Here is a 14128-nt window from a genome sequence, read left to right on the forward strand (position 1 = left end):
GGCCCGCCGCTCAGAACGTGCTCTCGGGGATGATGATCACATCGCCGGGCATCAGCAGGACATTGGCCTTGGTATCGCCCTTGCGCAGCAGGTCGCCGATGCGCACCGCATATTCCTTCTGCGATCCGGTCTGCTTGTCGAAGCGCACCAGCCGCGCCTTGTTGCCGGCCGCATATTCCGACAAACCGCCGACAGCGATCATCGCATCCAGCAGCGTCATGTTTGCGCGGAACGGGATCGAGGCGGGCTTTTCGGTCGCACCGACGATCCGCACCTGCTGGCTGAACGTGCCGGCAAACTTGTTGACGATGACCGAGACGATCGGCTCCTGGATGTATTGCGACAACTGGAGCTTGATGTCCTCGGACAGCATCGAAGGCGTCTTGCCGACTGCCGGCATGTCGGTAATCAGTGGCGTGGTGATGCGCCCGTCGGGCCGCACCTGTACTGAAGCGCCAAGTTCGGGATTGCGCCACACGAAGATCGTCAGCTCATCAAGCGGCCCGATCACGTATTCCTCGCCCGGGCCTTCCTGCAGTGCAACGAACGAGGCTGGGGGAAGCTGTGCACCTGCGCCCACGCCACCGCATCCCGACAGCGCAAGGCTCAACATCGCCGTGCCTGCGAGCATACGGGTAACGCGCGAATTCAACGGCATGGCCTGTCCTTGCTTGCTGCGACCATGGCGCCCACATGCCCACACAGGCAAAGGACGCAGGACCGCAATTCACCGTCAGCTATCGCCAAAAAGGGTGAAGATTGCGTTAGCCTTGATTGCAGTTAAGGCAGCCGCAAAGCACGGATTTCGCGGTGTCCCGTAACAGGACTTGTCGCCGAACGCGGGTTAACGCACTTGCGGCATCACCTTGTCAGACAAGGATTTCCCGCGCTGGGCCTTGTCCAAGGAACATCGCCGGACTGGCGCTTGCGCCATAAGCGCCGGCACAGAAAATCGCCACAAGATCGCCGACATCGGCACGCGGGAAGCCACCCTTGTCGGCCAGGCGGTCGAGCGGCGTGCACAAGCATCCCACGATGCTCGCCTCTTCCTCGACCGGCGCGCCGAACTTTGTCGCGATCGCACTGGGGTAGTTCCGTCGCACGACCGTGCCGAAGTTGCCGCTGGCGGCCAACTGGTGATGTAGACCGCCATCGGTTACAAGGTATGTCTCGCCATGACTCACCTTGCGATCGACGATCGTGGTCAGGTAAACGCCAGCTTCGCCAACAAGATAGCGGCCCAGCTCCATGCAGAAATGGGTGTCGCGCAACACCTCGGGCAGCGCTTCGAAGCGCTCCGCCAGCGCCGCGCCGACACGCGCGACATCGACCGGCTCGTCACCGGGAAAATAGGGAATCCCCATCCCGCCGCCCAGATTGCACTTGGGCAAGGCCACGCCGGTCTCCTCCGCCAACCGCGCGGCAAGATCCAGGGTTTGCCCCTGCGTCTCGATGATCGCATCGGCCGAGAGCGCTTGACTTCCCGCAAAGATGTGGAACCCGCGCCACTCGGCGCCTTGCGCAATCAAGTGGCGGGCAAGCGCCGGCACGCGCTCCGCATCAATCCCGAACGGCTTGGCCCCGCCGCCCATCTTCATTCCCGACCCCTTAAGGTCGAAGTCCGGATTGACCCGGATCGCCAGGCATGGTTTGCGCCCGATCTGGCCCGCAATCGCCAGCGCCCGCGCCGCCTCGCCTTCTGATTCCAGATTAAGCGTCACACCGGCGATGATCGCCGCTTCCAGTTCCGAATCGCGCTTTCCCGGCCCGGCAAAGCTCACGCGAGCGGGATCGATCCCGGCCCGCAACACGATCGCGAGTTCCCCGCCCGAGGCAATATCGAAGCCATCGACCAGCCCCGCCATATGGTCGAGTACCGGGCCAAAGGGGTTGGCTTTCACGGCATAATGGATCGCCAGCCGCGCTGGCATCGCCGCACGCAAAGCCGCGACCCGCTGCGTCAGCATGTCACGCGAGTACACGAACAACGGCGTCTCGCCCGCGCTCTCGACCAAGGCCGACGCCATGTTTCCCGAAATCGCCAGTTCGCCGTCGATCGCGATATATCCCGGTGGAATCGGCCCAAGCGGTTTCATGCCTCAAATTCCTTGGCGAGCGCGACACGGTCAAGTTTGCCGTTCGGGCTGACCGGGATTTCCTCGCGCCAATGAACATGGCGCGGAACCATGAAATTTGGCAGCGCCCGCGTCAGCGCAGGGATGAGTTCATCGCGATCGCTACCCGCAACAGCCCGTGCGACCAGATGGATCGCCTGCCCCAGTTGCGCATCGGGCAAGCCCAGCGCGACCGCCTCGGCGACAAGCCCTGTAGCGATGGCCGCCTCCTCCACCTCCTGCGGGCTGACGCGATTGCCGCTCGTCTTGATCATCGCATCGCGCCGACCGACGAAGTGCAGCAGACCTTGGCGGTCGCGCCGCACCCGGTCCCCCGACCACACCGCCGTTCCGCCCGTAGCCGAAAAAGCAGGCGCAGCCCTGAACCGCTCCACCGTGCGCGCGGCATCCTGCCAATAGCCTTGCGCAACCAGCGGCCCGGTGTGAACCAGTTCGCCTTCCTCGTCAGGCCCGGCCAACTCGCCAGCGTCATTGACCACCAGTATCTCGGCAAACGGAATGGCCCCACCGATTGAAGTCGGATGCGCATCGACCAGCGCCGGATCGAGATAGGTCGACCGAAACGCCTCGGTTAGCCCGTACATCGGGTAAAGGTCTGCCGCCGGAAACTTCGCCCGCAACCCCCTCACCAGCGATTCCGTCAAAGCGCCACCACTATTTGTCAGCCGCCGAAGCTGGCCCGCAACATCCGCAGGCCAGTCCAGTTCCGTCAGTTGCAGCCACAACGGCGGCACCGCCGCAATCGTCGTAATGCCGAACCGCTCCACCGCCTTCATCACATCGCGCGGCGTCAGGTAATCGAGCGGCACCACCGCCCCGCCTGCATACCACGTCGAAAGCAACTGGTTCTGACCGTAATCGAACGCCAACGGCAGCACCGCCAGCACCCGATCGTCCGGTGTAAGCTTCAGGTAATGCGCCACGCTGACCGCGCCGAGCCAAAGGTTCGCCTGGCTCAGCATCACGCCCTTGGGACGCCCGGTAGATCCGCTGGTATAGAGAATCGCGGCAAGGCTATCTGGCAAAGCGTCGGATGGCGGCAAGACACTGCCCAACGACTCGGCCTGGTTCCAAGCGCTGGGTTCGTCGATCATCGGGCAGGCAACATCGCCCGCCTCCAGCGAATCCAGCCGCGCCTTGTTCGAAATCAGCAGCGCCGCCCCGCTATCGCCCAGAATATGTGCCACCTGCGCGCGCTTGAGCAGCGGATTGACCGGCACATGCACCAGCCCCGCCCGCACCGCCGCCAGCGGCATCAGGCAGGCAAGCTCGGTCTTGGGCAGCCACGTCGCGACCCTGCCACCCGCTTCGCCCACGCGCGATTGCAGCCAGCCCGCAAGCAGACCTACACGCGCGTTTAACGCTTCATGGTTAAGCGTGGCGTTCCGAAGCACGAGCGCTGGCGCATCACGGTCCCCTCGCAGGGCCAGATGATCGAGCGGAAATACTTTAGAATCAGGGACAGCGGGCACGCGCGGGTCTCGGCATAGGACTGGATCTTGAGTGAACGTCTATCACCACAGTCTTAAAGAAGCGCAAGCGGACCCGCGCGCCCTTTCTGTAGCGGGTGCCTCTCCGTTCGAACGGCTCGACTGGCTGGCGCTGCTGGCGGACGAATGCCTCGACCCGGCCACCGCCCGCTTCAGCGTGGTCACCAGCGACACCGGCACGGCCATGCTGCCATGGCAAGACGCCGACGGTCACATCGAATCGCTCGCTAACTGGTACAACTTCTACATCCGTCCATTGGGCGATCCTGCCTTGCTTCCGGCCCTTGCGAAAAATCTGCCTCACGGTCGGCTTACTTTCGCACCCATGCCCGAAGACGATGCCACCGCCCTCGTCAAGGCGCTGCGCAGTGCAGGCTGGATCGTGCTGTCAGACCCCTGCGACACCAACCACGTCCTCCCCATTGCAGGCCGCAGCTTCGCCGAATACTGGGCACAACGCCCCGGCGCCCTACGCGAAACTGTCCGCCGCAAGGGCAAGAAGGGCGGCGTCGCGCTGCGCATCGTCACGGAATTTTCCGAAGCGGACTGGGCCGCCTACGAAACCGTCTACAAACTCAGCTGGAAACCCGGCGAAGGCAGCCCCGAGTTCCTGCGCAAGTGGGCGCTGATGGACGCCGCGACCGGACGTCTGCGCCTCGGCATTGCCGAAATCTCGGGCCAGCCGGTCGCTGCGCAGTTCTGGACCGTCGAAGGGGGCACCGCCTTCATTCACAAGCTCGCGCACGATGAAAACTTCCGCAAGCAGTCACCCGGCACGTTGCTTTCCGCCGCATTGTTCGAACACGTGATCGACACCGACCGCGTCACCCTCGTCGATTTCGGCACGGGCGATGATCCCTACAAGCGCGACTGGATGGAACAGGCGCGCACCCGCTGGCGGGTGCGCGCCTGGCGTCCCTTGGCAATGCGGCATTGGCCCTCGCTGGCAAGGGCGTTCGGGCGCAAAGTGCTCCGACCCCTTGTTTCGCCGAACCGCGATGGTTAAGGGCGCAATTGAACGTCCCACTTTTATCAGGGCTAAGATGAACCAGACCGACAGTACCCTGCGCGCGATCCTTCAGGACGTTCTCGGCCTTTCGGCGGAACGCGTCGCCCGGTTCGATGCCTCGACCGGCCTGTTCGGCGATCTGCCCGAACTCGATTCGATGGCCGTCGCAGGCCTCCTGACCGAGATCGAGGACCGGCTCGACATCGTCATCGACGATGATGAAGTCGATGGCGAACTGCTCGAAACCTACGGCAACCTGCTCGGCTTCGTCGAGGACAAGCTCGCCGCGTGATCGCCGCGTGGCCCTGCCCCGGCCCGTCCGGCCAGACCGATGAATACGCGCTCTCATTCGATCAAGGCCGCGCCCGCCGCCTGCTGATCGTGCCCGCCCTGTTCGACGAAGCCAACCGCACGCGGCGCATGATCGTCGAAACGATGCGCCTGCTCGACGCCACCGGGATCGACAGCTTCCTGCCGGACCTGCCCGGTTGCAACGAAAGCCGCCAGAACTTCACCGGACAGAGCCTCCACGGCTGGCGAACCGCCATGCAGCACGCCGCGCGCCACTTCCGCGCCACTTGCGTGCTGACCATTCGCGGCGGCGTGCTGGTCATGCCGCAAACCCTCCCCGGCATCGTCTACGAGCCCGCAAAAGGCCCCAACATCCTGCGCCAGTTGCTGCGCGCCCGCACCATCGCCGCGCGCGAGGCCGGGCGCAGCGAGGACACCGCCGCCCTGCTCGAACAAGGCCGCACCGCTGGGCTGGAACTCGCCGGCTACCGCTTCGGCGCCTCGCTGATTGCCGGGCTTGAAAATGCGCTGCCCGAAATTGAAAGCCAGCGGATCATCATGCAGGGCGAAGTCGGCGGCGGCGGCCTATGGCTCCGCGCGGAACCCGCCGCTGCCCCCAAACAGTCCGCCAGTCTCGCGCGGCTGATCGCAGCGGAACTGCCCGCATGACCCGCCGACACCTCACATTCGTGTGCGAAGGTGCAACACTCGTGGGCACGCTCGATATCGGCGCGGCCAGCGGCTCTTCCGGCCTGCTGCTCGTCTCGGGAGGCAATGAACTGCGCTCGGGCGCGTGGAACGGGCAGGCGCAACTCGCCGCGCGGCTTGCCGACGCAGGCTTCCCCGTGTTCCGCTACGATCGCCGAGGCGTCGGCGACAGCAACGGCGAAAACCCCACCTTCCGCCACTCCAGGCCCGACATCGCCGCCGCAGCCCAAGCTTTCCTCGCCGCTGCGCCGCACCTCACCCACATCGTCGCGTTCGGCAATTGCGACGCCGCCGCAGCGCTGATGCTGTTCGCGCAAGGCTTGCCCATAAACGCGCTCGTGCTTGCCAATCCGTGGACCATCGACGGCGAATCCGCGCCCGATGCGATGCCCGCCGCCGCCATCCGTAGCCGCTACCTCGCCAAGCTGACGAACCCGCGCGAAATCTGGCGTCTGCTCACCGGCGGGGTCAATCTCGCCAAGCTCGCCAAAGGCTTGCGCAGCGCCGCCGCGCCGTCCGCCGCTCCCGCAGGGCTGGTCTCAGAGATGCAGGCCGCACTCGATCGCTTCACCGGCCCCGTCCAGATCCTGCTCGCAACCGGCGATCGCACCGCGCAGATGTTTGCCGATGCATGGGATCCAGCCGACCCGCGCATCACGCGGATCGACAGCCACTCGCACAGCTTTTCCGACGACACATCGCGCGAATGGCTGTTCGCGCGGCTCGTCGCGGCGCTTACGCCGGAACCGCCTGCGAGGCCTTGAACTCCATCTCGGCCAGGAACCGCTCGGCATCGAGCGCGGCCATGCAGCCCGTACCCGCCGCCGTCACCGCCTGCCGGTAGATCTGGTCCATAACGTCACCACACGCGAAAACGCCTGGGATCGCCGTCTTGGGCGTGCCGGGTTCGACCACGATATAGCCGCCATCGTCCAGTTCCAGCTTGTCCTTGAATAGTTCTGTCGCGGGCGCATGCCCGATCGCGACGAACGCGCCATCAGTATCGACCACCGATTCAGCGCCGGTCACCGTATCGACCAGCTTTACGCCGGTCAGGCCCTTGCCCACCTCGCCCACGAAGCTGTCGACCTTCTGATTCCACAGCACCTTGACGTTGGGATGCGCGAACAACCGCTCCTGCAGAATACGCTCGGCACGCAGGGAATCGCGGCGATGGATCAGCGTCACGTCGGGCGAATGGTTGGTCAGGTACAGCGCCTCTTCGACCGCCGTATTGCCGCCGCCGATGACCACGACCTTCTTGCCGCGATAGAAGAACCCGTCACAGGTCGCGCAGGCCGAAACGCCCTTGCCCGAAAACTCCTGCTCTCCGGCAACGCCCAGCCACTTGGCCTGCGCGCCCGTGGCGATCACCAGCACGTCGCCTTCGTAGATGTCGCCGCTATCGCCCGTCGCGCGGAACGGCGATCCGTCCATGGTGACGTCGAGGATCGTATCCCACATCATCCGTGTGCCGACGTGTTCTGCCTGCGCCTGCATCTCCTGCATCAGCCACGGCCCCTGGATCACGTCGCGGAAACCGGGATAGTTCTCGACATCGGTGGTGATCGTCAGCTGTCCGCCGGGCTGCAGCCCCTGCACCACGATCGGCTCCATCCCGGCGCGCGCGCCATAGATGGCCGCGGACAGCCCAGCCGGGCCGGAACCGATGATCAGCATGCGGGTCTTGTGCGTCGTCGCCATGGGAACTCCTCCAGAGCCCCGCGAGATAAGCAGGACCGAGCCCAAAAGCGAGTCCGCCCACCCCTCTTTTTCCGCAGCTATCGTATAGAAATTCTAGGCGACCAGCCGCGCTTCGAGCCCGGCCAGCATTTCCGGCGTCAGCCCCAGCATATCGCGCGCGTAACCCTCGACCGACCCGTGCCGCTCTGTCATCGATTTGAACGCGCGGTCGAGGAACGCAGCCTCCACCCCCATCAGCACGCGCACGGCAGCATCGTCCATGCTCCGGCCAAAGCCGCTGCGCACATGCCGAGCGCCCGCTGCTATCCGCGCCTCGGCATCGCCCGCAGTGTTGGTCAGCAGATAATCCGCGACGATGTCGTCATGGTGAACCCCAAGCACGCTGTGCACGATCGCGGCGGCAACGCCGGTCCGGTCCTTGCCCGCAAGGCAATGCAGCAGGCTGGGTGCATCGCGAGTTGCCAGCGTTTTCAAGTACAACCGGAACGTCCCGACCAGGACTTCGCGATATGCGAGCTGTTCGTACAACCGCAACATCGCCTTTCGCGCGTCTTCGGCCGTTACCACGCCGCGCGCTGCTTCTTCGTGCACCGCGCGCCCGTGTTCGCTCGCGGTTTCGCCGGGATGAAACAGCACTTCGCCCGCGAAATCCTGATGCCTCAAGCACGGATTGGCGGCGCGCTCGCTGTCCCCGCGCAGATCGAACACCGTGCCCAATCCCAGTTCGTGCACCACGTCCAGGTCCTCGGGCGACGCATCGCAATGCTGACCCGAACGCCACAGCACGCCCCGCCGCAGCCGACCGCCGCGCGCCGCATATCCGCCGTAGTCCCGAAAATTGTGGATTCCCCGTAACGGGAGAACGCGGTCCTGCATTGTCTGATCGTCCCTGAAGTCCGGCCCCGACGCCATGCCATCATGGTCCGTCATTGGCGCGACACTGGCAACCCGCACAAGCGCAAAACCGTCAGGACAATCGCTTCGAGAGCGGCTCGAGCGCGCGCGCGACGACCACCGCTGCCGGCGTCGGCTTGGGTACGAGTGTCCCGCCCAGTTCGCGAACCGTCTCATCCATGCGATCCAGATCGCCCGTATGCAGGACATAGGGCACACCCATCGCGGACAATGTCCGCGCGACTTGCTCGCAAGTCTGGCCGCGCCCGAGCGACACATCAAGAATGGCAGCGGAAATCGCGTTGTTCTTGACGATCCGTAAGGCCTCGACCAAATCGAGCGCGGTCATTGGCTTGCAACCGGCATCTTCGACCGCAAACTCCAGGTCGAGCAGGATCAGCGGCTCGTCATCGAGCACCAGCACGCGACAGGGTTCGTTGCCTGAAGACCGCAACAGCGTCACTGCGCGGTCTCCCTCAGGGGTATGTTCAAACATGCCCGCATTCCATCCTCATGCCACTCGCGCACGATGCCCCCTCTTGCCGATTCCAGCATTCGATCGACAATCCCGTCGGACGGCGCGGCTGGCACCTTGCGCGGCCCGCCACCTTGTTCGACCCAGTCGATACGGATTGCCGCACCCTCGTCAGTCGTCATTTTCGTCCAGCTGACAAACACCCGGCCACTTGCGCTCGCAAGCGCACCATGCCTGATCGAATCGACGGCAAGCTCGTGCAGCGATAACCCCAGCACCGATACCGACGCGAAGTCGGATCGCAGCCCGTTGCCGTCGAACGCAAAGCAATTCGCATCTGGGTCGTAAGGCGCCAGCACCGCGCGAACTGCCTGCCCGACCTCGACCGAGCCACGGTGCGAGTCGTCAAGCGTCGTTTCATAGGCACGGCCCAGCGCCTGGATACGCTCATTGATCTCGCGCGCTTCACCTTCGATGCCGCGTGCGCGCCCGGTAAAGTTGACGATACCACCGATCACCGCGAACATGTTCTTCATGCGATGGGAGAGTTCCCGCGCCAACTCGCGCGCATGGCGTTCGTCGGCGCGCGCGGTGCGCACTTCGGTCACGTCCCACTGGCTGCCGAACAGATAGACCAGCCGACCATCCGCGTCATAGACCGGGCCAAGGTGCAGCGCATTCCAGAACGGCGTGCCGTCCTTGCGATAATTCAGCAATTCGACAACGCAGACTTCTTCTTTTTCGACGGCAGTTCGAATGCGTGCCACGGCGTCGCGATCCGTATCCGGCCCCTGCAAGAAACGGCAGTTATGGCCGACGATCTCGTCCTGTTCGTAACCGGTCAGGTCCCTGAAGGCAGCGTTTGCGAACACGATGGGAATGTCGGCCTGATGGGGATCACAAAGGCATATCGCCATACGCGTCTTGGCCATTGCTTGCTCGTACAACACGCCGGAGGCCCCTTCGAATGTATCGTCGGGATGCCGCTCGCGAAATCCGGTCACCGCTGGATCGAGCGGTATGTCGGCGTGAGTTGCAGATCCGGAAAAGAAATTTTTGTCTGTACGATTATCATGCATGTCTGTGGCACCTGCCGCCTCAAATGCCGGTGCCGCCTGTTGGTTCCGATAATTAGTTCATTATCATAGGTTATTTGCGGTCCAGCGGAATGACCGCCAGGGTCAGCCGCGAAATGCAGACGAGCTTGCCCGCATCGTCCTCGATCCTGATCGACCAGACTTGCGTGGTACGGCCTATGGCCTCGGGCCGGGCGGTCGCATAGACCCAGCCGTCGCGCGCCGGCCGAAGGTGATTGGCGTTGATCTCCATGCCGACGGCGCCGAACCGATCCGGATCGATCACCGATGCCCCGGCGACCGACCCGACGGTTTCTGCCAGCGCCACCGAAGCCCCGCCATGCAAGCGTCCGTAAGGCTGATGCGTCCGTTGATCGACCGGCATTCGCGCACGCAGCCAATCATCGCCGCAATCGACGAACTCGATACCCAGATGCCCCGAAAGACGGCCATCACCCAGCGCAGTCAGTCGCTCCATCGCCGGCATCTCATTGTTCCACCAGATCAAGCTTAACCCTCTCTCACTTTGCCAAAGTCTCACAACACTGCTGGCATGGCCGTGAAACACTGTCGAGCCTTCGAATTGTACTTGCGCGCGCCAGCCTCGCAGGTTAATCGATTGATTAAACAACTCGACGGAGAGCCCCGATGCCTGACGCCCTGATCATCGACGCCGTTCGCACCCCGCGTGGCGTAGGCAAGCCCGGCAAGGGCGCGCTTTCGCACCTGCATCCGCAGCACCTTGCCGCGACCGTGCTCAAGGCGCTGAAGGATCGCAACGATCTCGATACCGCGACGGTCGACGACATCATCTGGTCGACCTCATCGCAAGTCGGCAAGCAGGGCGGCGATCTTGGCCGCATGTCGGCGCTTGCTGCGGGGTATGATATCTCGGCCAGCGGCACCACGCTCGATCGCTTCTGCGGCGGCGGCATCACCTCGGTCAACCTTGCATGCGCGTCGGTCATGTCCGGCATGGAAGACTGCGTTATCGCGGGCGGCACCGAGATGATGAGCTTCCAAGCCAGCCACGGCGCGGAACAGGCGAACGCCGGGTTCAAGCCGTTCGGCATGGGCTCGGGCAACATGGCCCTGGACGCGCTGCATCCACAATCGCACCAAGGCGTATGCGGCGACGCTATCGCGTCCATCGAAGGCATTTCACGCGAAGCTCTCGATGCGTTGGCGCTGGTCAGCCAGCAGCGGGCAGACATGGCGATCAAGGAAGGCCGCTTCGACAAGTCGGTCGTCCCGGTCCTTAACGAGGACGGCTCGGTGGCACTCGACCGTGAGGAATTTCCCCGCCCCGAAACCACTGCCGAAGGCCTCGCCGCGCTCAAGCCCAGCTTTGCAGGCGTTGCCGATTTCGATCTTGGCGGCACCACTTTCCGCAAGCAGATCAACCGCCGCTATCCGGATCTTGAGATCCAGCACTTCCATCACGCCGGCAATTCGTCGGGCGTCGTCGATGGCGCAGCCGCGCTGCTTATCACTTCACCCGCCTATGCCGAAAAGCACGGCCTCAAGCCGCGCGCGCGCATCGTTGCCTATGCCAACCAGGGCGACGATCCCACGCTGATGCTCAACGCGCCCGTGCCCGCCGCCAGGAAGGTCCTCGCCAAGGCCGGCTTGACCGTTGCCGACATCGACGTCTGGGAAATCAACGAGGCGTTCGCCGTCGTCGCCGAAAAGTTCATCCGTGATCTCGACCTGCCGCGTGAGAAGGTCAACATCAACGGCGGCGCTATGGCGCTCGGCCACCCGATCGGCGCAACCGGCTCGATCCTGATCGGCACTGCGCTCGATGAGCTCGAACGCTCGGGCGGACGCTACGGTCTCGTCACGATGTGTGCGGCGGGCGGCATGGCGCCAGCGATCATCATCGAACGCATCTGAACTGGGTGTTCCCACAACGAACCGTGTTGAAGGGCCCCCGCTGCAGGGGCCCTTTTCGCGAACTATTTGCAATTGGCAAAAGTCGCTGGCACAGACGCGTAAGATGAACTCGGTGCCGCGTACAATTTTTCGCCCCATTCGCGGCATCGTGCCTCGTTACGGCGCGGCAATCCTGCTGGCGGGCTTGGCCACGATCGTCCGGTTTGCGTCGGACAGCATGTTGCCGCCCGGCTTCCCTTTCCTGACGTTCTTCCCGGTCGTAATCCTGAGCACGTTCATCGCGGGTCGCGGCCCCGGCGTGCTCTGCGCCATACTCAGCGGGCTTTCCGCGTGGTACTGGTTCATTCCGCCGTTCCACTCGTTTCACGCCGATCGCCCGGTTCTAACCGCGCTAACCTTTTATGCGTTCGTGGTGGCGGTCGACATCGCACTGATCGACGGGCTTTTGCGCCGCCAGCAGCAACTCGTCGCAAACCAGCGCCAGCTTTCAGAGATGGCCAACCATCAGACCTTGCTGTTCAAAGAACTGCAGCATCGCGTTGCCAATAACCTCGCCTCGATTTCGTCGATGCTGCGCCTGCAACGCCGCCGGATCGAACGCGAACCCGGCTCGGCGCTTGCTCTGGTCGATAGCGCCAACGCCCGCATCGAACTGATGGGCCGCGTCCACCGCCAGCTCTACGATCCCGCCGCACGCCAGACCGCACTCACCGACCAGATCGGCCAGGTCGTTCGGCAGGCGCAGGACGTCGCGGGCGCAACCCACGTCGCCGTCACGGTCGAGGCTGTCGATGCCCGCATCGCGGTCGACCGGATGATGACGCTGATGCTGCTCGTCACCGAAGTCCTGACCAATTCGATCAAGCACGCCTTCGCCGAAGGCCAGCCCGGGCAGGTCCACCTCACCCTCTCCCGCATCGATGAGGGCCGCCTGCGCTTGACCGTCGCCGACAACGGGCGCGGCTTCATCGAGGAAGACCAAAGCTCGGCCAGGACCAAGGGCCTGGGCACCACGATCATCCGCGGCTTCGCCTCGCAGCTCAACGGCACCCTGTACGTCGATGGCAGCAACGGGGTCACGACGGTAGTCGAGTTCCCCGAAGACCTCGATTAGGGCGCGATAACCCCCGGCTCGTTGCCCACGATCTTCAGCACTCGCGACCACGCCTCGACATTCTGCGCCAGTTCAGCCGGATCGACCTTGTCGAGTGTATCGTCGGGCGTGTGGTGCAGATCGAAGTAGTGCGTCCCGTCCTGATTGAGATCGACCACCGCCAGCTTCTGCTTCTCGATCACCGGCTCGACATCGGTGCCACCCTCTACCGGACCCGAGCCGCGAACGATCCCCATCGGCGAAAGCGAGTCGGCGATCCTGTCGGCCAGCACCTTGTTGCTCGTCCAGAAGTTGGTGTTAACCCGCCACACCTTCGCCGCGCCAAAGTCGCTCTCCATCGCCAGCGCGTGCGGCTCCGTGTGCTTGTCCGCATAGGCCTTTCCGCCAAAGCCGCCGATCTCTTCCGACCCTGCCCACAACACCCGGATCGTGCGCAGCAGCTTACCGCCCTCCTGCGCCTTCAACGCTGCTGCAGTGATGATCGCGCACCCGGCCGCATCGTCGATTGCGCCCGTCCCCAGATCCCAGCTATCCAGATGGCATCCGACCAGGATCGGCGGAAGCGAAGGGTCGCTCCCGACCAGATCGCCGATCACATTGCCCGATGTCATGTTGGGCGTAGTCTTGCCCGTAAGCGTCAGCGATATTCGCATCGGCTTTCCGCTGCCCGCGATCCGCGCGATCAGGTCCGCGTCCGGATTCGACACCGCGCCTGCCGGAATAGGCTTCACGCCCTCTGGGAAGTTCGTCACCCCGGTGTGCGGATTGCGGTGGCTGTCGGTCCCGATCGACCGGATGACCACGCCAGCCGCGCCCTTTGTCGAAGCGATCGAAGGCCCCGCGCGTCGTACCTGTCCATAAGGCCCATAACCGCTGCCGTCCTGGCTCCGCTTCATCGCATGATCGATGAACGCGATCTTGCCGTTGAGCGATCCGGCAGGCGCGGCCTTGAGCGCATCGAGCGTGGCGAAATACACGACATCGCCCTCGATCCCCTTGTCCGGCGTCGTCTCACTATAGCCCAGCGCGGTCACCGCCAGCCTGAACGGCATCGGCGCAGTCAGGCTCGCCTCATCGCGCCCGCGAACATAGCCCCGGATCGGAAACGGCTCGCTTGCCACCCCGGTAAAGCCCAGCGCGGTCAACCGCGTCTGCGCCCAGACCCGCGCCCGCGCCTCGGCCTCGCTGCCCGCCATGCGCGGCCCGACTTCGCTCGTCAGGCCCGCCAGAATGTCCCATGCAACGTCGCCCTTCATCTCCTGCGCGTGTGTAGCGGTGGACAGGACAAGGACGGAGAGCGCAGCGGCGCAAAGTTTGTTTCGCATGAAACTGAGCC

Annotated in this window: 15 protein-coding genes; 6 read left to right on the forward strand and 9 right to left on the reverse strand. The window is 64.1% G+C overall.

Features of this window, described 5'->3' with window-relative positions; genetic code table 11:
• Window positions 1–10: 10 nt before the first annotated feature.
• The 3 genes from GGQ88_RS08945 to GGQ88_RS08955 all read right to left on the reverse strand — a co-directional run bounded on the left by GGQ88_RS08945 (window position 11) and on the right by GGQ88_RS08955 (window position 3607).
• Complete coding sequence (locus GGQ88_RS08945; protein WP_183612799.1) at window positions 11–658, reverse strand: XrtA/PEP-CTERM system exopolysaccharide export protein; 648 nt, start codon at window positions 656–658, stop codon at window positions 11–13.
• Between the two features lie 211 nt (window positions 659–869).
• The gene (locus GGQ88_RS08950; protein WP_183612800.1) at window positions 870–2096 is read right to left on the reverse strand and encodes a pyridoxal-dependent decarboxylase, exosortase A system-associated; all 1227 of its coding nucleotides are present in this window, start codon (window positions 2094–2096) and stop codon (window positions 870–872) included.
• The gene (locus GGQ88_RS08955) at window positions 2093–3607 is read right to left on the reverse strand and encodes an acyl-CoA ligase (AMP-forming), exosortase A system-associated (protein WP_183612801.1); all 1515 of its coding nucleotides are present in this window, start codon (window positions 3605–3607) and stop codon (window positions 2093–2095) included. Before GGQ88_RS08955 ends, GGQ88_RS08950 begins: the two co-directional genes overlap by 4 nt.
• A 31-nt stretch (window positions 3608–3638) precedes the next feature.
• On the opposite strand from GGQ88_RS08955, the gene GGQ88_RS08960 reads away from it, so the two are divergent.
• From GGQ88_RS08960 to GGQ88_RS08975, 4 genes are read left to right on the forward strand one after another with little or no spacing between them, the layout of a single operon-like run.
• Complete coding sequence (locus tag GGQ88_RS08960) at window positions 3639–4631, forward strand: GNAT family N-acetyltransferase (protein ID WP_183612802.1); 993 nt, start codon at window positions 3639–3641, stop codon at window positions 4629–4631.
• Between the two features lie 37 nt (window positions 4632–4668).
• Window positions 4669–4926 (forward strand): phosphopantetheine-binding protein, encoded by a 258-nt coding sequence (locus GGQ88_RS08965; RefSeq protein ID WP_183612803.1) that lies wholly within the window; start codon window positions 4669–4671, stop codon window positions 4924–4926.
• Complete coding sequence (locus GGQ88_RS08970) at window positions 4923–5594, forward strand: alpha/beta hydrolase family protein (protein WP_183612804.1); 672 nt, start codon at window positions 4923–4925, stop codon at window positions 5592–5594. Before GGQ88_RS08965 ends, GGQ88_RS08970 begins: the two co-directional genes overlap by 4 nt.
• Window positions 5591–6397 carry a hydrolase 1, exosortase A system-associated gene (locus tag GGQ88_RS08975; protein WP_183612805.1) on the forward strand — a complete coding sequence of 269 codons (807 nt, stop codon included), beginning with the start codon at window positions 5591–5593 and terminating at the stop codon, window positions 6395–6397. The genes GGQ88_RS08970 and GGQ88_RS08975 overlap by 4 nt, the downstream gene beginning before the upstream one ends.
• Here GGQ88_RS08975 and trxB read toward each other — a convergent pair.
• The 5 genes from trxB to GGQ88_RS09000 form a co-directional block, all read right to left on the reverse strand.
• Complete coding sequence (gene trxB / locus GGQ88_RS08980) at window positions 6369–7337, reverse strand: thioredoxin-disulfide reductase (RefSeq protein ID WP_183612806.1); 969 nt, start codon at window positions 7335–7337, stop codon at window positions 6369–6371. The two genes, GGQ88_RS08975 and trxB, sit on opposite strands and share 29 nt — an antisense overlap.
• A gap of 93 nt (window positions 7338–7430) precedes the next feature.
• Window positions 7431–8267: a tyrosine-protein phosphatase gene (locus GGQ88_RS08985; protein ID WP_246385680.1), complete on the reverse strand. Its 837-nt coding sequence runs from the start codon at window positions 8265–8267 to the stop codon at window positions 7431–7433.
• Between the two features lie 37 nt (window positions 8268–8304).
• Complete coding sequence (locus GGQ88_RS08990) at window positions 8305–8694, reverse strand: response regulator (protein ID WP_183612807.1); 390 nt, start codon at window positions 8692–8694, stop codon at window positions 8305–8307.
• On the reverse strand, window positions 8691–9710 hold the full coding sequence (locus GGQ88_RS08995) for a PAS domain-containing protein (protein WP_425490428.1): 1020 nt from the start codon (window positions 9708–9710) through the stop codon (window positions 8691–8693). The genes GGQ88_RS08990 and GGQ88_RS08995 overlap by 4 nt, the downstream gene beginning before the upstream one ends.
• A 145-nt stretch (window positions 9711–9855) precedes the next feature.
• Window positions 9856–10260 (reverse strand): hotdog fold thioesterase, encoded by a 405-nt coding sequence (locus GGQ88_RS09000; protein ID WP_246385683.1) that lies wholly within the window; start codon window positions 10258–10260, stop codon window positions 9856–9858.
• A 170-nt stretch (window positions 10261–10430) separates the two neighbouring features.
• Here GGQ88_RS09000 and GGQ88_RS09005 point away from each other — a divergent pair, with 170 nt between their 5' ends.
• The gene (locus GGQ88_RS09005; RefSeq protein ID WP_183612809.1) at window positions 10431–11678 is read left to right on the forward strand and encodes an acetyl-CoA C-acetyltransferase; all 1248 of its coding nucleotides are present in this window, start codon (window positions 10431–10433) and stop codon (window positions 11676–11678) included.
• Window positions 11679–11781: 103 nt separating this feature from the next.
• Window positions 11782–12792, forward strand: a complete 1011-nt coding sequence (locus tag GGQ88_RS09010; protein WP_183612810.1) for a sensor histidine kinase — start codon at window positions 11782–11784, stop codon at window positions 12790–12792.
• Here the strand turns inward: GGQ88_RS09010 and GGQ88_RS09015 are convergent.
• Window positions 12789–14117, reverse strand: coding sequence for a M28 family peptidase (locus GGQ88_RS09015; RefSeq protein WP_183612811.1), 1329 nt, complete (start codon window positions 14115–14117; stop codon window positions 12789–12791). The genes GGQ88_RS09010 and GGQ88_RS09015 overlap by 4 nt on opposite strands.
• Between the last annotated feature and the right edge of the window lie 11 nt (window positions 14118–14128).

This window comes from Novosphingobium hassiacum (assembly GCF_014196055.1).
Lineage (GTDB): Bacteria > Pseudomonadota > Alphaproteobacteria > Sphingomonadales > Sphingomonadaceae > Novosphingobium > Novosphingobium hassiacum.